This window comes from Anaerococcus jeddahensis (assembly GCF_001182725.1).
Taxonomy (GTDB): Bacteria; Bacillota; Clostridia; order Tissierellales; family Peptoniphilaceae; genus Anaerococcus; species Anaerococcus jeddahensis.
In genome coordinates this window covers 1,114,819-1,136,201 of the sequence record NZ_CWHU01000005.1, presented here as the reverse complement: position 1 = coordinate 1,136,201, position 21,383 = coordinate 1,114,819, and the positions used below count along the sequence as shown (strand labels likewise).

At 28.9% G+C, this 21,383-nt stretch carries 18 protein-coding genes and 1 tRNA gene; 17 read left to right on the top strand and 2 right to left on the bottom strand.

Going from position 1 to position 21,383, the window contains the following annotated elements; translation table 11 throughout:
- Nucleotides 1–11: 11 nt before the first annotated feature.
- Nucleotides 12–998 carry a DUF4097 family beta strand repeat-containing protein gene (locus BN2087_RS08520; protein WP_049691345.1) on the top strand — a complete coding sequence of 329 codons (987 nt, stop codon included), beginning with the start codon at nucleotides 12–14 and terminating at the stop codon, nucleotides 996–998.
- Nucleotides 999–1,039: 41 nt separating this feature from the next.
- The gene (gene recQ, locus BN2087_RS08515; RefSeq protein ID WP_049691344.1) at nucleotides 1,040–2,827 is read left to right on the top strand and encodes a DNA helicase RecQ; all 1,788 of its coding nucleotides are present in this window, start codon (nucleotides 1,040–1,042) and stop codon (nucleotides 2,825–2,827) included.
- Nucleotides 2,828–3,029: 202 nt separating this feature from the next.
- Here the strand turns inward: recQ and asnA are convergent, their stop codons facing one another.
- A complete protein-coding gene (gene asnA, locus BN2087_RS08510) occupies nucleotides 3,030–4,043 on the bottom strand; it encodes an aspartate--ammonia ligase (protein WP_049691343.1) in 1,014 nt (337 codons plus the stop codon).
- A gap of 167 nt (nucleotides 4,044–4,210) precedes the next feature.
- Here asnA and BN2087_RS08505 point away from each other — a divergent pair, with 167 nt between their 5' ends.
- The 10 genes from BN2087_RS08505 (at nucleotide 4,211) to BN2087_RS08460 (ending at nucleotide 13,488) form a co-directional block, all read left to right on the top strand.
- Nucleotides 4,211–5,161, top strand: a complete 951-nt coding sequence (locus tag BN2087_RS08505; protein WP_049691342.1) for a substrate-binding domain-containing protein — start codon at nucleotides 4,211–4,213, stop codon at nucleotides 5,159–5,161.
- A 142-nt stretch (nucleotides 5,162–5,303) separates the two neighbouring features.
- The gene (locus BN2087_RS08500; protein WP_049691341.1) at nucleotides 5,304–6,164 is read left to right on the top strand and encodes a substrate-binding domain-containing protein; all 861 of its coding nucleotides are present in this window, start codon (nucleotides 5,304–5,306) and stop codon (nucleotides 6,162–6,164) included.
- A 1-nt stretch (nucleotide 6,165) separates the two neighbouring features.
- Nucleotides 6,166–7,026, top strand: a complete 861-nt coding sequence (gene pstC, locus BN2087_RS08495; RefSeq protein WP_049691340.1) for a phosphate ABC transporter permease subunit PstC — start codon at nucleotides 6,166–6,168, stop codon at nucleotides 7,024–7,026.
- 8 nt (nucleotides 7,027–7,034) lie between these two features.
- Complete coding sequence (gene pstA, locus BN2087_RS08490) at nucleotides 7,035–7,835, top strand: phosphate ABC transporter permease PstA (RefSeq protein WP_049691339.1); 801 nt, start codon at nucleotides 7,035–7,037, stop codon at nucleotides 7,833–7,835.
- A gap of 10 nt (nucleotides 7,836–7,845) precedes the next feature.
- The gene (gene pstB / locus BN2087_RS08485; protein ID WP_049691338.1) at nucleotides 7,846–8,697 is read left to right on the top strand and encodes a phosphate ABC transporter ATP-binding protein PstB; all 852 of its coding nucleotides are present in this window, start codon (nucleotides 7,846–7,848) and stop codon (nucleotides 8,695–8,697) included.
- A 1-nt stretch (nucleotide 8,698) separates the two neighbouring features.
- Nucleotides 8,699–9,316, top strand: a complete 618-nt coding sequence (locus BN2087_RS08480; RefSeq protein WP_049691337.1) for a phosphate signaling complex PhoU family protein — start codon at nucleotides 8,699–8,701, stop codon at nucleotides 9,314–9,316.
- Complete coding sequence (locus tag BN2087_RS08475; protein WP_049691336.1) at nucleotides 9,313–9,972, top strand: response regulator transcription factor; 660 nt, start codon at nucleotides 9,313–9,315, stop codon at nucleotides 9,970–9,972. The genes BN2087_RS08480 and BN2087_RS08475 overlap by 4 nt, the downstream gene beginning before the upstream one ends.
- A complete protein-coding gene (locus BN2087_RS08470) occupies nucleotides 9,969–11,588 on the top strand; it encodes a sensor histidine kinase (protein WP_049691335.1) in 1,620 nt (539 codons plus the stop codon). The genes BN2087_RS08475 and BN2087_RS08470 overlap by 4 nt, the downstream gene beginning before the upstream one ends.
- 66 nt (nucleotides 11,589–11,654) lie before the next feature.
- Entirely contained in the window at nucleotides 11,655–11,945 is a 291-nt protein-coding gene (locus BN2087_RS08465) for an NADH-quinone oxidoreductase subunit E (protein WP_049691334.1), read from the top strand.
- 34 nt (nucleotides 11,946–11,979) lie between these two features.
- Complete coding sequence (locus tag BN2087_RS08460) at nucleotides 11,980–13,488, top strand: 4Fe-4S dicluster domain-containing protein (protein WP_049691333.1); 1,509 nt, start codon at nucleotides 11,980–11,982, stop codon at nucleotides 13,486–13,488.
- A gap of 348 nt (nucleotides 13,489–13,836) precedes the next feature.
- Here the strand turns inward: BN2087_RS08460 and BN2087_RS08455 are convergent, their stop codons facing one another.
- Nucleotides 13,837–15,051, bottom strand: a complete 1,215-nt coding sequence (locus tag BN2087_RS08455) for an FprA family A-type flavoprotein (RefSeq protein WP_049691332.1) — start codon at nucleotides 15,049–15,051, stop codon at nucleotides 13,837–13,839.
- A 356-nt stretch (nucleotides 15,052–15,407) separates the two neighbouring features.
- On the opposite strand from BN2087_RS08455, the gene BN2087_RS09165 reads away from it, so the two are divergent.
- From BN2087_RS09165 to BN2087_RS08430, 5 genes are all read left to right on the top strand, one after another.
- On the top strand, nucleotides 15,408–17,339 hold the full coding sequence (locus BN2087_RS09165) for an acyl-CoA dehydrogenase family protein (RefSeq protein WP_082144193.1): 1,932 nt from the start codon (nucleotides 15,408–15,410) through the stop codon (nucleotides 17,337–17,339).
- Nucleotides 17,340–17,351: 12 nt separating this feature from the next.
- Nucleotides 17,352–18,593 (top strand): FprA family A-type flavoprotein, encoded by a 1,242-nt coding sequence (locus BN2087_RS08445; protein WP_049691331.1) that lies wholly within the window; start codon nucleotides 17,352–17,354, stop codon nucleotides 18,591–18,593.
- 90 nt (nucleotides 18,594–18,683) lie between these two features.
- On the top strand, nucleotides 18,684–20,495 hold the full coding sequence (gene nadE / locus BN2087_RS08440) for an NAD(+) synthase (protein WP_049691330.1): 1,812 nt from the start codon (nucleotides 18,684–18,686) through the stop codon (nucleotides 20,493–20,495).
- Nucleotides 20,488–21,279, top strand: a complete 792-nt coding sequence (locus BN2087_RS08435) for a metallophosphoesterase (RefSeq protein WP_049691450.1) — start codon at nucleotides 20,488–20,490, stop codon at nucleotides 21,277–21,279. Before nadE ends, BN2087_RS08435 begins: the two co-directional genes overlap by 8 nt.
- Nucleotides 21,270–21,343: transfer RNA gene (locus tag BN2087_RS08430), tRNA-Arg, on the top strand. The genes BN2087_RS08435 and BN2087_RS08430 overlap by 10 nt, the downstream gene beginning before the upstream one ends.
- Nucleotides 21,344–21,383 lie beyond the last annotated feature (40 nt).

Here is a 21,383-nt window from a genome sequence, read left to right as displayed (position 1 = left end):
GGGAGAGTTAAATGAGTAAAAATAAAAAAAATAATAGCTTTAAACTTGATAGAAAGCAGATAGCTATAGGATTTTTTGCCATAATTTTTTTGGCTTTGATTTTCTTTTTATCAAGAAATATTGATTTTGCCAATAAAGAAGGCAAGTCATCCAAGGAGATAAATGAAAATTCTTATAATTCATCAAAGATTATGAGAGTTGACCTTGATGAAATAAAATCAATAAATTTAGATTTAAAAACTTGCGATGTAAGAATTCAAGAATCTTCTACAAATCCTTATGTGGAATATACAAACCTTTATAAAGATGACCTTTCTTATGAAGTTAAAAGTAAATATAAAGATGGGAATTTGAAATTATCTTCAGAGATAAAGGGAAAAGAACTTTATATGAAAAATAAAATTCAAATTGTAAGGATATTTTTGCCAAAAAATATGAAGCTTGAAAGTGTAAAGTTAAAACTTGGAGCGGGCGATGTAAAAGTTACAAACCTAATTTCAGATGATGTAGATTTTAAATTAGAAAGTGGAAATGTAAGTTTTGAAAATTCCAAAATTTCTGGATCTGTAGAAAATAATGCAGGATCTATTCTTATAAAAAAATCTGAGCTTAAAAATTCTGATTTAAATACTAAAACTGGAAATATTATTGTAACTGATACAAAGCTTATGGCTGATGAAAAAATGCAAAGTCAAAATGGAGATATAAAAATAAAAACAAAAGACTCTGTTAAATCTTTTAAAATTAATGCAAGGCTAAATGTAGGAAATTTTGTTTTGGAAAATGTTTCTTATAGAAATATTCTTGATGGCTATACAAGTGGAAAAAATAAAAAGAAATCACTAGATCTTAAAACTGATGTTGGAGATATTTTATTTAATCAAAGTGATGAAAATGCAATAAAGGAAGAAGAATTTATCAATGTTTCTAGTCCGGATTCAAATGAAAATTCTGATTCAAATGAAGAAAATATTAATACGAATGAAGAAAATAATTAAGTTTTTAAGCTTAATTATTTTTTTTAGAAAAAAGGTGGGCTATGGATACTTTAAAAAGTTTGAAAAAATATTTTGGTTTTGATTCTTTTAGACAAGGTCAAGAAGAATTAATTGAAAATATTGTAAATGGAAATGATACTCTTGGAGTTTTGCCAACTGGTGGAGGAAAATCAATTTGCTATCAACTTCCGGCATTGATGCTTGATGGAATTTGTCTAGTAATCTCTCCCTTAATTTCTCTAATGAAAGATCAGGTAGATTCTTTAAAGGAAAATGGAATTAGGGCAGAATTTATTAATTCAAGCCAAGATATCAAAACTTACACAGAAACTTTAAGAAAAATCAAAAGAAATGAAATTAAAATTTTATATATTTCTCCAGAAAGACTTGAAAATGAATTTTTTATAGATTTTATTATGGAAGTAAATATTTCTTTTGTAGCTGTTGATGAAGCTCACTGCATTTCCCAATGGGGCCATGATTTTAGACCATCTTATAAACTTATTCCACAAATTTATGATCTTTTTGATAACAAAATTCAAATAGCAGCCTTTACAGCTACAGCAACTAAGGCTGTAAGGGAAGATATAATAAAAAATTTGAAATTATCTGATCCGTTTGTAAAAGTTACTGGCTTTGACAGAGAAAATTTATTGTTTGAAGTTAGAAAACCCAAGGATAAAATGGCTTTTATTTCTTCGTATTTAAAAGATAAAAAAGATTTATCTGGGATAATTTATGCTTCTACAAGAAAAAGAGTAGAGTCTTGCTATAGATATTTGAAAAAATTATCTTATAATGTAACTTTTTATCATGCAGGTCTTAGTGATAAGGATAAAAAGAAAAATCAAGAAGATTTTATTTATGATAGAAAAAATATAATTGTTGCCACAAATGCTTTTGGAATGGGAATTGATAAGTCAGACGTTAGATATGTAATTCATATGAATATGCCAAAAGATATGGAATCTTATTACCAAGAGGCAGGAAGAGCTGGAAGAGATGGTGAAAAATCTGATGCAATTTTACTTTATTCTACTCAAGATATAGTTATAAATAAGTATCTGATCTCCCAATCTCCAAACAGAGCCTATCAATTGGTTAAGCTTGAAAAACTTCAAACAATAATAAATTATGTAAATACAAATAAATGTTTGAGGGCTTTTATTTTGGAATATTTTGGCCAAGAAGCAAAAGAAAAATGTGATAATTGTTCAAATTGCCTAGATGACTATGAAAAAATTGACGCAAGCCTTGATAGCCAAAAAGTTTTATCCTGTATTTATAGACTTGATCAAAGATATGGAACTTCTACAATCGTTGATTGTTTGAAAGGATCAAATAATAAAAATTCTAAAGAAAAAAATTTAAAAGCTGTTTCAACTTTTGGAATAATGAAAGAAAATGATTCAAAATATATAAAGGATTTGATTGGAGTTTTGGTTGCTGATGGCTATATAAAAGTTTCTGGCCTAAAATATCCAATTTTAAAATTAAATGAAAAATCAAAAGAAGTTTTGTTTTATAATAAGAAAGTTTTTATTAGGGATTTAAAAGAAGATAATATTAAAGAAAAAATTGAAAAATTCAGTGGAAATTCTGATTATGACAAAGATTTATTTAATAATTTGAAAAAATTAAGATTAGAAATTTCTAAAAAAAGAAATATCCCACCATTTATTGTCTTCTCCGATGCATCTTTGATTGATATGGCAAGACTTAAGCCAAAAAATGAACATGAATTTTTAAAAATTAAAGGAGTAGGAGAAAAGAAATTGAGCCAATATGGAAAATTTTTTATTGGTAAAATAAAAGAATTTGAAAATTAAAAAAGGGCAAAAAGTTTTAGAGTGTAGACAAAGTTATTTAAATAAGTTTTTAAAATTTAAAAATAAAATATGCTACAAACCCATCTCGACCGACTGAAAGGAGCGGAGAAATCTCAAAAAGATTTCCCCGCTCAATTTTTTGGTCTAATTTATTTAATATTCTTATTTTAAACGTCATGAGGACTTAAGGTCCTTTTTTAATTTATAATAAAATAACTGAATTTTTCTTTAATTCTTCTCTCATTTCATCTGGCCAGTAGGAAACTTGAACTTCTCCTATATGGGCTTTTTGTAAGAAGAACATACAAAGTCTTGATTGACCGATTCCACCTCCAACTGTTTGTGGCAATTGGTTATTTACTAGCATTTTATGATATTTATATTCTAATCTTTCTTCACAATCAGCAATTTTCGATTGTTCTTTTAAAGTTTTTGCATCAACTCTTATTCCCATTGAAGATAATTCCAAAGCATCATCTAAAACTGGATTGTAAACTAAAATATCTCCATTTAAATTCCAATCATCATAGTCAGGTGATCTCAAATCATGAACTTTACCGTTTGATAATTCTTTTCCAATTTGCATTAAAAATACTGCCTTGTATTTTTTACAAGCTTCTCTTTCTCTTTCTTTGCTGTCTTTACATTCTGGAAATTCATCTATTAGTTCTTGGCTTGTTAAAAATTTTATATTATTTGGCAACAATTTTACTCTTTTTGGAATCAATCTACAAAGATATTCGTCCAAGGCCCTAAGGGTATTAAAAATTGTAAGAACTGTTGATTTTAGATAATCTTCATTTCTATCTGTTTCTTTTATTACTTTTTCCCAATCCCATTGGTCAACATAAAATGAATGAGTGTTGTCTGGTTCTTCACATCTTCTTATTGCGTTCATATCAGTGTAAAGTCCCTCGTACATTGCAAAATTATATTCTTTTAGAGCATATCTTTTCCATTTTGCAAGGGAATGAACTATTTCCATGCTGGCATTATTTGCTTCTGGTAGTGTAAATTTTACAGGTTCTTCAACACCAGATAGGTTATCATTTAGACCAGTAGAATTTTCTACAAATAAAGGTGCTGATACTCTTTTTAAATTTAAATTGTTTGATAAATTTATTTGGAAAAAATCCTTAATTTCTTTTATCAACAATTGTGTCTTATATAAATTCTTATCACTTTGATAATTTTCTGGTATTTTTATTTCTTGCATTTTATCTCCTAATACTTTGTTCTTTTTTTACTATTAAATTATATAGGTTTTAGAATAAATTACAAGAAATTTTAAAAATTAACCTAAACTTTACATTGACCTAATCAATTTGAAATAAAAATACTTTATTATACATTGTGAAGTTACAAATATTAAAGGAGTAAATAATGAAAATTAAAAATTCAAAAATTATAGTTGCAGCACTTTCCTTATCAATGATTTTATCAGCTTGTGGAAATAAGGATGACAAAGCAAATGAAAGTGGATCAAATCCAACTGAAAATGCTAGTACAGCAAGTGAGAAAAAAGACGGGGATACAAAAAATTCTGATCAAGAAGATTTTGATATAACTGTTGTATCAAGAGAAGATGGTTCTGGTACAAGAGGAGCCTTCATTGAACTTGTTGGTCTTGAAGAAGAAAAAGATGGTGAAAAGAAAGATACAACAACCGATGAAGCTGTAGTTCAAAATTCTACAAACGGTGTAATGCAAACTGTATCACAAGATCCATCAGCAATTGGTTATGTTTCTTTGGGATCTGTTAATGATAATGTTAAAAAAGTAAAAGTTGATGGAGCAGAAGCAACAGAAGAAAATATTGAATCTGGTGATTATACTTTACAAAGACCTTTCAACCTTGCTTTTAAAGAAGATAAACTTGACGATTTAGCAAAAGATTTCTTGGCCTTTGTTTTAAGTAAAGATGCTCAAGAAATAGTTGGAAAAGAAGGATATATAAAAGTAGAAGCAAAAGATTACAAGGCTAAAAAAGTTAAAGGAAACTTAACTATAGCAGGATCAACATCAGTTACTCCTCTAATGGAAAAACTTGTAGAAAAATATAAAGATGTAAACCCAGATGCAAATATTGAAATCCAATCTACAGGATCATCTTCAGGAATCGAATCAACAATTTCTGACGTAAGCCAAATTGCTATGGCATCAAGAGAATTAAAAGATGATGAAAAAGATAAACTTCAAGTAGAAGTTTTAGCAAAAGATGGAATAGCTGTAATTGTTAATAAAGATGATTCTAAATTAAATGATCTAACAAAAGACCAATTAAAAGAAATTTTCTCAGGAAAAATTAAAAATACAGCTGATTTAAGCAAATAATAATTTTAAATAGGCTCTAGGAGATTTCCTATGAGCTTATTTTTTTGTGAATTTTATTAATTTTACATAGATTTTACATAGGATTTATCAATTCCATACAAGGATTTAATAATATTATGTAAGAAAATAAAAAGGAGTTCATATGGTAAAAAAATTATTATTGTTTTTATCTACTTTAGTTTTGATAACCTCTTGCTCTGGAAAAAAAACTGAAGTAAAAGAAAGCAAAAATTTTGACCTTACTGTTACAAGTAGGGAAGATGGATCGGGAACGAGAAAAAGTTTTATTGAACAAGTTGGTTTGATAAAAGAAAATAACAAAGGAAATTATGAAGATATGACTACAGATAATTCTATGGTATTAAATTCTACAAATGGAGTTTTAAAGGCTGTTGGAGTTGATAAAACAGCAATCGCCTACCTATCACTTACTGCTTTGGATGATTCAGTTAAGGTTGTAAAAATTGATGGTGTTAGTCCAAATAAAGATACAATTGAAGATGGATCATATAAATTGCAAAGACCTTTCGGCCTTGCTTACAAAAAAGATTCTCAAACAGACTTATCCAAAGATTTTTTGGAATATGTGAAAAGTAAAAGTGCAAAAAACTTGATTGAAGAAGACGGACTTCTTGCCTTAACAAACGAAAAAGAATATAAGGCAAAAAATCTTGAAGGGAAATTGACCATAACTGGTTCTTCATCCCTAAGTTCAATTGTAGAAAAACTTGCTGAAAATTATGAAAAATTAAATAAAAATGTTGAAGTTGAAGTTTTATCTAACGAATCTTTGACAGGTTTAAAAAATGTAAAAGACAATGTTGTAGATATAGCTATGATTTCAAATAAATTGAATGATGATAGTCTTTCATCAGAAATATTTGCAATAGATGGAATAGCAATAATTGTAAACAAAGAAAATACTCAAATAAATGATTTAACAATGAAAGAGTTAAGAGGTATTTATACAGGAGAGATAACAAACACAGGAGAGTTAAAATAAAATGAAATCTTTTAAAGAAAAATTTGGAGAAATTGTATTTTTAATTTCTGCTATTATGTCCATTTTATTAATAATTCTAATTACCTTTTTTATTTTTAGATCAGGTATAGATTTTGTTAGCCAATATGGACTTATTAAATTTATCAGCGGAACAAAATGGGCTCCAACAGCAAAACCTGCATTTTTTGGAATAGGACCAATGATTGTCGGATCAATTATTGTAACAGTTTTATCAGCAATAATTGCAATACCATTTGGTCTTGCTGTATCAATTTTTATGGCCTATTATTCAAGAAAATCTTATAATTTTTTGAACGGCCTTATAAATTTGATGGCAGCTATTCCTTCGATTATTTATGGATTTTTTGCCATGATGGTTATAGTTCCATTTGTTTCAAAAACTTTTAAAACTGGTGGAATGAATATGCTCACTGCATCAATCCTTTTAGCAATAATGATTCTTCCAACAATGGTAAATATTTCAAAAAATTCCCTCGAACAAGTTCCAGAAGTTTTTTATACAGGTTCTCTTGCTCTTGGAGCTACAAAGGAAGAAACAATTAGAAAAGTCATGGTGCCTTATGCAAAAAGCGGAATTTATTCTTCAATAATTCTTGCCATTGGTAGGTCAATTGGAGAAACCATGGCAGTTTATTTAGTAATTGGAAATCAACCAAGAATGCCAGGCGGTCTACTTGATGGAGTAAGAACCCTTACAACAAATATAGTTTTGGAAATGGGATATGCGTCTGGTCTTCACAGAGAATCCCTTATAGCAACAGGTATGGTTTTATTCGTATTTATTCTTTTGATAAATATCGTATTTAACTTTATAAGAAACAAAGATCAAGCAAGAATGTAGAGGTAGTAATGAAAAATTCTTTTAAAATATTAATTTATTTGTTGTCACTTTTGGGATTTGCAGCAGGTGGAATAGTAATTGCCTATATTTTAATAAATGGTATACCAAATATTTCACCTTCACTTTTTGAATTAAAATATTCATCACAAAATGTTTCAATAATGCCAGCTCTTATTACAACATTTTTATCAATTGTAATAACCCTAATAGTAACCTTGCCAGTTGGTATTTTTACAGCGATTTACTTGTCACAATATGCAAAAAATAAAATTTTAATAAAATCTGTAAGATTTGCTACAGAAATTCTTTCATCAATCCCATCAATTGTTTATGGTTTGTTTGGATATTTGTTTTTTGTTGACGCCCTACATTTGGGATATTCTTTGATTGCAGGATGTTTAACAGTAGCAATTATGATTCTTCCAACCATAATCAGAACAACTGAAGAGGCAATTTTAAATGTAAATCCTCTCCAAGCTCACGCATCACTTGCCCTTGGAGCTACAAAAATTCAAACAATTTTTAAAATAGTAATTCCAGAAGCAATAAATGGAATTTTGGGAGGAATATTCTTATCAACAGGAAGAATAGTTGGTGAATCTGCAGCCCTAATTTATACAATGGGAACAGTAGCAAAAACACCTACATCAATACTAGATTCTGCAAGAACAATGGCAGTTCATATGTATGTCCTATCAACAGAAGGTTTCCACGTAAAAGAAGCCTATGCAACTGCAGTATTACTTTTAGTTTTTGTAATACTATTAAATTTTGTATCAGCAAAAATTTCTAAGGCTATAGTAAAATAAGGAGAGAATAATGGAAAAAACAAAAGATAAAAATAAATATTTATCTAATGATAAAACAAGAATAGAAACATTTTTTGGGAAAAAAGAATCAGAAAGAATAGATAATAGAAATACAATAATAAATGTAAAAGATTTAGATTTATATTATGGAGATTTTCAAGCTCTAAAAAAAATAAATATGGAAATAAAAGAAAATGAAATCACAGCTTTCATTGGACCAAGTGGTTGTGGAAAATCTACAACTTTAAAATGTTTTAATAGGATGAATGATTTAATCGATGATTGTAAAATAGAAGGTTTAATTGAAATTGATGGAAAAGATATAAATAAAAAAGATGTTGATGTAGTTAGTCTTAGAAGAAATGTAGGAATGGTTTTTCAAACTCCAAACCCTTTTTCAAAATCAGTTTATGACAATATAACCTACGGACCAAGAATTGATGGAATAAAAGATAAGGATGAGCTTGATGCAATTGTAGAAAAATCTTTGAAAGCTGCAAGTGTATGGGATGAAGTAAAAGATAAATTAGATAGAAATGCTTTATCATTTTCTGGTGGTCAACAACAAAGAATTTGTATAGCAAGAACTCTTTCTGTAAATCCAGAAATAGTTTTGATGGACGAGCCAACAAGTGCCCTAGATCCAATTTCAACAGCATCAATTGAAGAGTTATTAGAAGATTTAAGGGGTAAATATACAATAGTAATAGTTACACACAATATGCAACAAGCAGCAAGAATTTCTGACAGAACAGCATTTTTCTTGACTGGAGATGTAATTGAAATGGATGAAACAAAAAAAATATTTAATGATCCAAGGGACAAAAGAACTGAAGATTATATAACAGGAAGGTTCGGTTGATATGAGAACAAGATATATAGAAGATTTAGATAATATTAGGGAAATGGAAAAAAACGTATCAGAATTGATTCAATTGTCATATGATAGGTTTGTCTTATATCTTGAAAATGGTCAAAAAAATAATCTTGAAGAAATAATTGACCTTGACCATGACACAAGACAATATGCAGCAGATATAGAAAGATTTTGCTATGATCTTTTAGCTTTGCAACAACCAGTTGCAAGGGACTTGAGATTTTTGCAAATGTCTATTAAACTTGCATCAACTTACAAGAGAATTTCAAATCATATAGCCCAAGCAGCTGCAATTATTTTGGAATTTCCTTTAAGAGAAGAAGAAAAAGAATTTGTAAAAACTTTTATAAAAAATCAAAAAAATATGAATTTAAATAGTATCCAAAGTTTTGAAGATAACGACAACGAACTTGCTCTAAGAACAATTGACGATGATGAAATAAATAATGAATTATTTGAAGATTGTATCCATTATCTTGTAAAATTAACAAAATCAGACCAAATCACACCAATGGAATTGTCTGAAAAAGTACTTTTCTATAAATATTTTGAAAGACTTGGAGATAGGTTAGCCAAAATAGCTGATTATTCAACAAGATTATGATTTATGTTGTAGAAGATGATAAGTCGATAAGAAATTTAGTTTTATACGCCTTATCAGAAAAAGATTATCAAGTTAGAGGCTTTGAAGATGGTCTGGACGTTGTAGAATCAGTAAGAGAAGAGAGTGTGGACTTACTAATTCTAGATATAATGTTACCTGAAAAAGATGGAATTGAAATTTTGAAAGAAATTAGAGAATTTTCAAATGTTCCTGTAATAATGCTTACAGCAAGGACAGATGAATTTGATAAAGTTTTGGGCCTTGAAAGTGGAGCGGATGATTATATTACAAAACCATTTTCAATTTTGGAATTAATTTCAAGAGTAAAGGCAGTTTTAAGAAGAAGCGAGAAAAAAGATAGAGAACATTTAACCTACGCAAACATAGAAGTAAATATCAAAAAAAGAACCGTAAAAGTTGATGGTGAAAAAATAGATCTAACCTACAAGGAATTTGAAATGCTCTTGTTATTTTTGGCTAATATTGGTAATGTTATAACAAGAGAAGATTTTCTACTAAAAATTTGGGGTTACGATTACGAGGGAGAAACAAGAACTGTTGATGTTCACATAGCAAGTCTTCGTAATAAATTAAAATCTGCAGGCGTACAAATAAAAACCGTAAGAAATTTAGGATATAAACTTGGAGAAATATGAAAAAAATAATTAATAGAAATATTAATATTATAACAAGCTCGTTAATTATTATTATTTTTATATTATCTTCTTTATTTTCATATCAAAAAGAAAAAAAAGCTCAAGATGAATTTGTAGAAAATTCCTTGAGCTTTCTTACTTATAAAAAAATTGATGAAAAGAAGTTAGATAAATTTAAAAATTCCTATAATATTGACCTATTACTAAAAGATACAGATGGAAAGGTATTATATAATTCTGGAATAAATAAAAATGTAATAAAAAACTATGAATTTGATGATATTGATATTGTAAAAAAATCTAAAAAAAATTACATAAATAAAGAAACAAAAGTTTTTGCAAAAAAATCCAAGAATAAAATTATCGCAATAAAATTTTATAATGAAACTTTTATCTTATATCTTTTTAAAAGAATCTATATTTTAATTTTTGGCATGATTTTTGCCCTAATAATTAATAAATTTTTCACAAATTATCTTTATGATAGAATAACAAATCCTTTTAAAGATAGAATAAATGATAAAATTGAATTTGATAATTTTAAAGAAAATCCAAAAAAATATGTTGAAAATTTAAGACTTGAAAAGAAAAAAATTCAAAAAGAAAATTCAAATTTAAAAGCAAGGATTTTAGATATTGAAAAAGTAAGTTCCAACATGGAAGAAGGCTTTATTTATTTTGATAAAAAAGGAAACATTCTAATAATCAATAAGGCTGCCAAAGAATTATTAAATATTGAAAAGGATAAAAAATTAGAAAATTTAGTAGAACATGATGCCTATAAACTTGCTATAAGAGAGACTAAGCTTCTTAAAAAAGGTAAAAATATTGAACTTAACCATGATGACTTATCTTTAAAATTATATATAGATCCAATAATAGATAAAGAAATTGTCTCTTATATAATCATAGTAATTGACAATTCAAAAAATAAAAAAGCTGAAATATTGAGAAGAGAATTTACAGCAAATGTTAGTCACGAATTAAAATCTCCTCTTACAAGCATTAATGGCTATGCAGAATTAATTGCTACAGGTCTTGCAAAAAATAATGATATAAAAGAATTTGGAAAAATCATAAATGAAGAAGGAAATAGGCTATTAAATATAATAGATGATATTTTAAAACTTTCAAAACTTGACGAAGAAAATTTGGCCGAGGGAAGAGCAAGTGTAAATATTAAAAATGTAGTTGATAAAAGCATAAGTAGATTTAAAAGAATTTCTGATAAGAAAAATATTGAAATTGAAAACAATATGGACGATTTATATATTAAAACTCATGAATCACTTTTTACTGACCTTATATCCAATATTTATGAAAATGCAATCAAATACAACAAAGTAAATGGGAAAATTTCTATAAATTATGAAAAAGATGATAGGGGAATCAAATTATTTATTGAAGATAGGGGTATAGGAATAAAGAAAGAAGATCTTTCTAGGATTTTTGAAAGATTTTACGTGGCAGATAAGCAAAGAACAAGAACATTAAAATCAACAGGACTTGGCTTATCAATTGTAAAACATATATGTGATTACTTAAATTATAATATAGAAGTCGAAAGTGAATACGGCTTTGGAACAAAATTTACAATCTTTATTCCAAGCTTATAATTTTATTTTTCTATTTTATTTGTTATAATTAATATGAGTAATTATTAAAATTTTTAAGGAGTAGATATGAAAATACAAGTTTGTGCAGGCGCAAGGTGTACCATGCTAGGATCGGACATAATTTATAACAGATTATCAGATTTTGTAGAAGAATTTAATGACAGGCTTTATAAGGGTGATTTAGATATTCAAAATATCGATCTTGAAATAGAAATGATAACATGCAATAATGAGTGCAAAAAAAATAAAAAAAATGCACCTGTTGTACTTGTAGATGGAAAATTATTTACAAACGCCAAAACAGAAGTAATTATGGAATACATATTAGATACAACCTTTGAAGATAAATTTAAATAATATTTGAAAAAGTTTTGTAAGGAAGAGAAGAATAATGAAAGAAACATACATAAATATATTAAATATTAGAAGGATGGCCTTTGAGCATATAGCGAAAATTGCTTTTGAAAACAGGCCGATTTATGACATAGCGACAGAAGTTTTTGAAATACTTCCAGGAGAAGAAGCATCATATAGGGAAAATATTTTTAGAGAAAGAGCCGTAATGGGCGAAAGACTAAGAATGGGAGTAGGACTTCACGCAAGAACAGCAGACAATACTGGAGCAATTACTGATGGTTTGGATGATGAAGATTATGATATAAAAAAATATGAACCACCTCTTGTTTCAGTAATAAAAATTGCCTGCGAAGCTTGTCCTGAAAATAGAGTAGAAGTTACAAATACTTGTAGGGCTTGTATTGCTCACCCATGTGTAAATGTGTGTCCGAAAAATGCTATTACATATACGTCAAAAGGATCAATAATAGATCAAGAAAAATGTATAAAATGTGGAAAATGTGTTCAAGCTTGTCCATATAATGCAATTGCTCACACAAAAAGACCATGTGCTGAATCTTGTGGAGTAAAAGCTATAAAAAGCGATAAGTTAGGAAGGGCAGAAATTGATGATGATAAGTGCGTAGCATGTGGAAGATGTATAACCGCTTGTCCATTTGGAGCAATTTCAGATAAAACAGAAATTTACCAATTGGCAAAAGCTTTAAATACAAATGAACACGTTTATGCAATAGTTGCCCCATCCTTTGTAAGACAATTTGGACAAATGGCATCTCCTGTTCAAATAAAAGAGGCAATAAAAAAATTAGGATTTAAAGATGTAATCGAAGTAGGACTTGGAGCAGACCTTACAACTTTAAATGAAGCTCACGAATATGTAGAAAGTGTGCCAGAAAAAATTCCATTTATGGGAACATCTTGCTGCTATTCTTGGAAATTAATGGTAAAGAAAAAATTCCCTGAAATAAATGATAAAATTTCAGAATCATCAACACCAATGATTTATTCTGGGAAACACATCAAAAAAATGGATGATAAAGCTCAAGTAGCATTCATTGGTCCATGTATTTCCAAAAAACTTGAAGCAAGAAGACCAGAAGTTGCAGAAACTATAGATTATGTTATAACTTATGAAGAGCTAATGGGAATGTTCTTGGCAAAAGATATAGATCCTGCAGAAATAAAAATTGAAGAAGATTGGCAAGATGCATCAGAAACTGGAAGAAATTATGCAGTAAGCGGAGGAGTAGCTGAAGCAGTAAAAAGAAGAATTTCAGAAATAAATCCAGACTTGGATGTAAAAGTAGAAAAAGCAGAAGGACTTGCTGATTGTGTAAAACTTGCCCAAATGGCAAAACTTGGAAGAAAAGACGGACTTTTATTAGAAGGAATGGCATGCGTTGGAGGATGCGTTGGAGGACCTGGAACCTTAATTTCAGAATTAAAAACAGGCAAGGCAGTAAAACAATTTGCTAAAGAATCAATCTACAAATCCCCATACGATAACAAAAATATCCCAGAAGAAGATAAACCAAAAGACTGAAAATTGAGAGCATAGTAATATGCTCTTTTTTTGTACAAAAAAAGATGCGAATCTTGCATCTCAGTCTGTTGACAAACTAAAAATTTGCCCATTTCGATCGAACGTAGTGAGCCGAGAAATCTCATGAGATCTCTCCATGCGTTCGTTTCACTTACACTAAAACACCTTTGATTCGCAAACTCATTCGTGATTTTTCACTTAGTTTTAGGGATAAATGTGCAAAATCAATGCACATTTATCTAGTCGAGATGGTACGTAGCTTAATTTTTATTATAAAATAAAATATTAGCTAAAATCTTACTTTGTCTACACTCTGAGATGCGAATCTCGCATCTTTTAAATATTTTTTTACTTATCTAAATCTTCTTTAATAGCCTTAGCTAATTCTTCTAATGTTTTTACTTGATCATTTTTCATTGAAGAATTAATTATGAAATCTTCTCCAACATATTCGTGTTTTCCGCTTTCAAGAATTTCTTTTGCTTGTTCAAGAGATTTTCCACCCCATGAGAAGTTGTGGATGAAAGAAATATGTCTGTTTTGATATCCTGTTCCAACTAATTCTCTTAAAAGTGCATCCATTTTGTGATATAGGCCTGCGTTATAGTTCATTGCAACAAAAACTTGGTTTGAATATTTGTGAGAATCAGCAATTATATATGAAAAATCTGTATCAGATACATCGTATAATTTTATTTCTTCAACTCCAAGTTCATCAAGTTTTGATGCTAAAATATCAGCAGCTAACTCTGTGTTTCCATACATTGATGAAAATACAATTTCTACACCCTTTGTTTCTGGTTTGAAATTTGCCCATTTGTCATATTTATCAAGGATAAATTCAATAGATTCTTTATCATCATAAACAGGTCCGTGAAGAGGGAAGATTGCATTGATTTCAAAATCTGAAACTTTTTTAAGAAGATTTGTAACCATTCTTCCTTGTTTTCCAACTATATTAATATAATATCTTCTATTTTCATCTACCCAAGCTTGTTTTTTGATATAGTGTTTTGCAGAAATGTGACCTTCCAAAACATCAAATGAACCAAAAGCATCAGCTGAGAAGAATAAACCTTCTGTGGTTTCATAAGTCATGAAGACTTCTGGCCAGTGAACCATTGGAGCAAAAACAAATTTTAAATTTCTTTTTCCAATATTTAATTCGTCACCATCTTTAATTTCTAAAAATCTATCTTCATCATATTTATCATTTGGATAGAATTGGTGGAAAAATTTAATAGTTTTTTGGTTTCCAACAAATTTACAGTTAGGATATTTATCTAAAATAAAATCAATTGATCCGCAATGATCAGGTTCCATATGTTGAACAATAATATAATCTAAGTCTTCTCCATCAAGAGCTTCTTTGACATTATCAAGATAAGTTCTTATTACAGAAGAATCAGATCCATCCATTAAAACATTTTTTTCATCTTTAATAATGTATGAATTGTAAGTTACACCATTTGGTAGGGTAAACATATTTTCAAATCTTTTTAAGCCCCTATCATTGGCACCAACCCAATAAATATTATCGTAAGCTTTTTTTATAAATTGCATATAACCTCCATAATTATTATAATCATTAAATCTATTATACCTTATTAACTTTAAATTTAAATAAAAAATAATATCCAAAAGGCTTTAAATTTTAAGATTCCAATTAGAAAACTTTTTCATAGATTTTGAATTTTTTTATTTTATAATTTTTTTGCAAAAATTTAAATAAATTTGATTAAATAAAGGATTTTAGGTTATATATTAAGTGTAGATGTTTTACATATTCATATTTTGCAAATTAATTTTATTTTTATTTTTAATCTTTATAAAATTAAATTGTGTTGACAAAAAAACATTTTCAGTATAGAATTATATTGTAAAACAAAAATGGATATTATATTTTTTAGGAGGAATATATGCTTTTTAAAACAACAGATGAGCATGAAGCTTTACGTAAAAAAGTCAGAGAATTTGCTGAAGAAAAAGTAAAACCAATTGCTTTTGAGCTTGACCAAAACAACGAATTTCCTGACGAAATTGTAAAGGAAATGGGAGAATTAGGATTTTTAGGAATTCCTTATCCTAAGAAATACGGTGGTCAAGGCTTAGACGTAATGAGCTATGCAATCACAGTGGAAGAATTATCAAGAGTAGATGGTGGTGTTGGAGTAATTTGTTCTGCACATACATCTCTAGGTTCATGGCCAATTTTTGCTTTTGGTACTGAAGAACAAAAGAAAAAATATCTTGTTCCTTTAGCAAAAGGTGAAAAAATTGGTGCATTTGGATTAACAGAAGAAAACGCAGGAAGTGACGCTGGTGGAACAGAAACTACAGCTGAACTTGATTTAGATGGTAAAAGATATATTTTAAATGGTAAAAAAATATTTATTACTAACGCTCCAAAAGCAGATACATATGTTGTATTTGCAGTAACAACTCCAGGAATTGGAACTCATGGTATTTCAGCATTTATTGTTGAAAAAGGTATGGAAGGTTTCACATGTTCTGATCACTATGACAAATTAGGTATCAGATCATCAAGTACTGCCGAATTACATTTTGACAATGTAAAAGTTCCTAAAGAAAATCTTCTTGGAAAAGAAGGTCAAGGATTTAAAATTGCAATGGCTACACTTGATGGTGGAAGAATCGGTATAGCTTCTCAAGCTTTAGGTATTGGCCAAGGCGCTTATGAATCAGCTCTTTCATATGCAAAAGAAAGAGAACAATTTGGTTTACCAATTGCTCACCTTCAAGCAAATACATTTAAACTTGCTGATATGGCAACATATTTGAAAGCTGCAAGACTTATGATTTATTCTGCAGCTGAAATGAAAGAAAATCACGAAAGATATTCTGCAGATGCAGCTATGGCAAAACAATTTGCATCAGATCTTGCATCAAAGATTACTAATGAAGCTTTACAAATGTACGGTGGATCTGGATTTATTAAAGGAATCGATGTTGAAAGATTCTACAGAGATGCTAAGATTACACAAATCTACGAAGGTACAAATGAAATAATGAGAGTAGTTGTTGGAGCTCACACAGTAGGTAGAGCACCAAAGGTTAAAGCTGTTGGATCAAACAAAAAATCCGGACCCATCGCAGGAGTCAGAAAAGGAGAAATCTATGAGGGAGATCCTAAAGAAGCAGTTAAAAACCTTGTGGCAGCACTTAAAAAGGACGGATATGACTTTACTGTAGGAATCGATCCTTATACTCCAATTCCTGACGCTGAAAGAATAGTTGTAGCAGGTCGTGGTATTGGCGAGAAAGCTAATATGAAATTAATTGAAGAGTTGGCTTACCAAGCAGGTGCAGCTATTTCATCATCAAGACCAGTTGCAGAAACTTTAAAATATGTTGATATTAATAGATATGTTGGTATGAGTGGACAAACTTTTAAAGGAAACTTATACATTGGTGTAGGTGTATCTGGAGCAGGACAACACTTAAAAGGAATCAAAAATGCATCAACAATAGTTGCAATTAACAATTCTAAAAACGCACCAATTTTCAACAACTGTGATTATGGTATAGTTGGTGATGCAATGGAAATTCTTCCACTTCTAATCAAAGAATTAGATAATGGTGAAGAAAAGAAACCAGCACCACCAATGAAGAAAATAAAAAGATCTAAACCAAGAAAAATGGCTCCTACAAATCCAATCTATGTAGATTTAGGTTCTGGATATGAATACAATCCTGAAGAAGGAGATCCTGAAAATGGAATAGAACCAGGAACACCATTTGACAAATTACCAGATTCTTGGGTTTCACCAGTTTCAGGAGAAGCTAAAGATCAATTCATTAAAATGGATGTACCAGAAGACAGAAAGTAGTAGGAGGAATATATGTATACAGTTAGAAAAGTTACAGACGACTTATATTATGTAGGTGGAGATGACAGAAGACTTGCTCTATTTGAAAATATTTTTCCTATAGACGGAGTTTCATACAACTCATACCTTTTAATGGATGAAAAAACAGTTTTAATTGACTCAGTAGACTGGGCAATCACAAGAGAATATATCTTAAATGTATCTAGAGTTCTTGGAGATCGTGACCTTGATTATATGATTATCCAACACATGGAACCAGATCACTGTTCAGCAATTGAATTAATGCTACACTACTATCCAAATGTAAAAATTATAGCTAGTGAAAAAGCTATATTATTCATGAGACAATTTGGTTATCATGTAGATGATAGATATATTGAAGTTAAAGAAGGAGATTCAATCTCATTTGGTAAACACGAATATACATTCGTAGAAGCTCCAATGGTTCACTGGCCAGAAGTTTTAATGACATACGATTTAACTGATAAAGTTTTATTCTCAGCTGATGCTTTTGGATCATTTAAATCTAATGACGGAAGACTTTTTGCTGATGAAGTAAATTGGGATAGAGATTGGTTAGATGAAGGAAGAAGATATTTTACAAATATAGTTGGTAAATATGGTACTTTCGTTCAAGCAGTTCTTAAAAAAGCAGCTGGACTTGATATTAAATATATCTGCCCACTTCACGGACTTGTTTGGAGAAAAGATTTTGGCTATATTTTAGATAAATATGATAAATGGTCAAGCTATCAACCAGAAGAAGAAGGTGTATTGATTGCTTATGCATCAATGTATGGAAATACAGAATATGCAGCTCAAGCCCTTGCTTCAAAACTTGCTGATAGAGGAATGACAAATATTTCCTTAAGAGATGTTTCAAGCACAGACGTATCTTACCTAATTGCAGACGCATTTAAATATTCAAATATAGTTCTTGCATCAGTAACATACAACCTTGGAATTTATCCAAAAATGAAAGACTTTATCCATGATATGGCAGCTCTAAACGTACAAAATAGAGCAGTTTCATTAATGGATAACGGTACTTGGGCTCCAACAGCAGCAGATAAAATGGAAAAATTCTTGGATGAAGAAATGAAATTAATAGATGTTCTTCCAGAACAAGTAAACATTGTTTCATCATTAAAATCTGCAAAAGAACCAGACATGGATGCTTTAGTTGATGGAATTTTCGAATCAATGAAGAAAAGAAGAGAAGAAGTCCAAAAAGCTAAAGACCAAAAGAAATAAAAATAAATTCAATTCTGCCACAGGAAACTGTGGCAGTTTTTTTGTAAATCTTATATAATAATATCTATAAGCAAAAGATTAGAGGTTGTTATGAAAAAAAATTTAAAATTAAGAGCAGAAAATTTTAAGATAAAAGTTGGGGATGTATCTTATAATAAGGAAAAAATAAAAGAAATAGTAAAAAAAGCCAATGATGATTCAGTAAATATTTTACTTTTTCCAGAACTTTCTCTTACCGGAGCAAGTCTTTACCATGGATATAAAAATGAAGATATATTAAATTCATCGCTTGATGCACTATTTGAATTGAAAAAATTCTCTAGAGATATTGATACTTTATTTTCACTTGGTCTTCCAGTTAAACAAGGAAAAAAAATATATGATATGGTATTTTTATTAAAAGATGGAGACATTTTAGGAGGATTTTTTAAAGATAATTTCAAAGATTATGAAAAATATGTATTTGATCTTCCTCAAGATGAATTTATTAATATTAAAGATGAATTTGTATATCTTTATAATAAGTCTTTTATAGAAATTGAAGGGGTAAAAATTGCCCTAAGTGTTGGGGAAAATGAGGATAAGATTATTTCTGATTCTCAAATATCAAAAACAAAAAATAATATAGATATAATTTTAAATCCATCAGCAAAAACAAGGTATATTGGTTCAAAAAAAGAAATTGAAAATAAAATAAAATTCCTATCACAGGATACAATTTACTTATTTTCAAGCACAGGACTTGGAGAAAGCTCAACAGATTTTGTCTACGAAGGACTAAATATTATTGGGAAAAATGGTCAGATAGAAGAATGTAAGAGGGATAAAAAAGTAGATTTAATTTTTCCATTTGAAATAAGTAAAGAAGATTCAGCTGAAAGCTATAATTTTAAAAATGAGTCAGCTTTAATTAATGTTGATAAATATCCATATATTTTAAAAGATAAAAAATTATATGTAGAAGATGCCTTTGATATAGTTACAAAAGCTTTAATTCAAAGAATGGAAGCCATATCTTGTAAAAAAGTTATCTTGGGCTTAAGCGGAGGACTTGATTCTACTATGGCGCTTTTATTTATTGTAAAAGCTTTTGAAAAAATGAAGCTTCCAAAAGAAAATATTCTTTTATATACCATGCCAGCTTTTGGAACAAGCAAGAGAACCAAATCAAATGCCTTTAAATTGGCAGAAGCTTTCGGTCTTAAATTAAATGAAATTGTAATAAAATATGCTGTAAATGTTCATTTAAAAGACATAGGCCATGATGGAAAAACTCAAGATATAGCTTATGAAAATGCTCAAGCAAGAGAAAGAACCCAAATTTTATTTGATATAGGAAATATGGAAAATGCTCTAGTAATAGGAACTGGAGATAAATCAGAAATTTCCCAAGGATTTGCAACCTACAACGGCGATCACATGGCATCTTATGCTCTTAATGCGTCTTTGACAAAAACAGAATTAAGATACATTGTTTCCTATCTTGTAGAAAATACAGAAAATAAAAAATTAAAAGAAGTATTGGAGGATATTTTAAAAACTCCAATTTCTCCAGAGCTTAAAAATGAAAGTGATGATAAAATCAGCCAAAAAACTGAAGATATAATTGGGCCTTATGAATTAATTGACTTTTTCACCTATGAATTTTTGGAAAATTCTTCAGTTGAAGAAATCTATGAAAAAGCAAAAATTGCCTTTAAAGATGATTATGATAAAAAAACTATAAAAAAATGGCTTAAATCATTTTATAAAAGACTTACATCAAGCCAATTCAAAAGATCAGTATCAGTAGACGGTCCAGCCCTTTCAAAAAAATCTTTCTCACCAAGAAGAGGATATTTATTGCCATCAGATATGTCCTCAGAAATATTTATAGAAAGAATAGAAAAATTAGATGAATAAAATAATAATTTTTATAATATTTTGCTTAATTTTACTTCTTTTCGCCTACATTCATTATCAATGTAAGTGGGCGAAAGAAGTAAGGCAGGATATCTATAATAAAAAAGTTAAACATGAAATCAAAATCACCCAAATAAGCGATTTTCATTCAAATAAATTAAAAAACTTGGAATATTTTAGGAAGAAAATTTTAGAATTTAATCCAGATTTTATAATTTTAACTGGAGATATTAATGATTATGGGGTAGAAAAAAAGCTTAATAGGGCAATAGTATTTTTAAAAGAGCTTTCAAAATTAAAAATAAAAACCTATTATATAACAGGAAATCACGAAGAAGCAGGGCCAATGTTAGATGATTTTATTGGAAAAATTGAAAACTTGGGAATAAAATATTTGAAAAATGATGGAGAAAATTTAATTATAAGAGAAAATAAAATTTATATTTATGGACTATCTTATTATAATTATTCATTTGAAAAATACAAAACCAATGAAGAAAATTTAAATATAATTTTAAGTCATTATTCAAAAAATGTTAGAGATAATATTGATGATACCATGGATATAATTTTTTCAGGCCACACACACGGAGGTCAAGTTAGATTTCCTTTTATTGGTGCACTTCTTGCTCCAGGAGAAGGATATTTTCCAAAATTTGATAAAGGATTATTTAAATATAAAAATTCACAAATATATATAGATTCAGGACTGGGAAACACCCTTATGGATTTAAGATTTTTAAATAGGATACAATTTTCAAACATTACAATCAAGCGCCAATAGTTTAATGGTAAAACAAAAGTGTCCGAAGCTTAAGATAGGGGTTCGATTCCTCTTTGGCGTGCCAAAAAAAGCTGTTGCAAAAAATGAAGATTAATTCATTTTAC

Coding starts and splice junctions, on each gene's coding strand:
- BN2087_RS08520 (WP_049691345.1), top strand. CDS start 12: ATGAGTAAAAATAAAAAAAATAATAGCTTTAAACTTGATAGAAAGCAG.
- BN2087_RS08505 (WP_049691342.1), top strand. CDS start 4,211: ATGAAAATTAAAAATTCAAAAATTATAGTTGCAGCACTTTCCTTATCA.
- BN2087_RS08480 (WP_049691337.1), top strand. CDS start 8,699: ATGAGAACAAGATATATAGAAGATTTAGATAATATTAGGGAAATGGAA.
- BN2087_RS08470 (WP_049691335.1), top strand. CDS start 9,969: ATGAAAAAAATAATTAATAGAAATATTAATATTATAACAAGCTCGTTA.
- BN2087_RS08500 (WP_049691341.1), top strand. CDS start 5,304: ATGGTAAAAAAATTATTATTGTTTTTATCTACTTTAGTTTTGATAACC.
- BN2087_RS08445 (WP_049691331.1), top strand. CDS start 17,352: ATGTATACAGTTAGAAAAGTTACAGACGACTTATATTATGTAGGTGGA.
- BN2087_RS08455 (WP_049691332.1), bottom strand. CDS start 15,051: ATGCAATTTATAAAAAAAGCTTACGATAATATTTATTGGGTTGGTGCC.
- BN2087_RS08460 (WP_049691333.1), top strand. CDS start 11,980: ATGAAAGAAACATACATAAATATATTAAATATTAGAAGGATGGCCTTT.
- BN2087_RS08465 (WP_049691334.1), top strand. CDS start 11,655: ATGAAAATACAAGTTTGTGCAGGCGCAAGGTGTACCATGCTAGGATCG.
- pstA (WP_049691339.1), top strand. CDS start 7,035: ATGAAAAATTCTTTTAAAATATTAATTTATTTGTTGTCACTTTTGGGA.
- pstB (WP_049691338.1), top strand. CDS start 7,846: ATGGAAAAAACAAAAGATAAAAATAAATATTTATCTAATGATAAAACA.
- BN2087_RS09165 (WP_082144193.1), top strand. CDS start 15,408: ATGCTTTTTAAAACAACAGATGAGCATGAAGCTTTACGTAAAAAAGTC.
- asnA (WP_049691343.1), bottom strand. CDS start 4,043: ATGCAAGAAATAAAAATACCAGAAAATTATCAAAGTGATAAGAATTTA.
- nadE (WP_049691330.1), top strand. CDS start 18,684: ATGAAAAAAAATTTAAAATTAAGAGCAGAAAATTTTAAGATAAAAGTT.
- recQ (WP_049691344.1), top strand. CDS start 1,040: ATGGATACTTTAAAAAGTTTGAAAAAATATTTTGGTTTTGATTCTTTT.
- pstC (WP_049691340.1), top strand. CDS start 6,166: ATGAAATCTTTTAAAGAAAAATTTGGAGAAATTGTATTTTTAATTTCT.
- BN2087_RS08435 (WP_049691450.1), top strand. CDS start 20,488: ATGAATAAAATAATAATTTTTATAATATTTTGCTTAATTTTACTTCTT.
- BN2087_RS08475 (WP_049691336.1), top strand. CDS start 9,313: ATGATTTATGTTGTAGAAGATGATAAGTCGATAAGAAATTTAGTTTTA.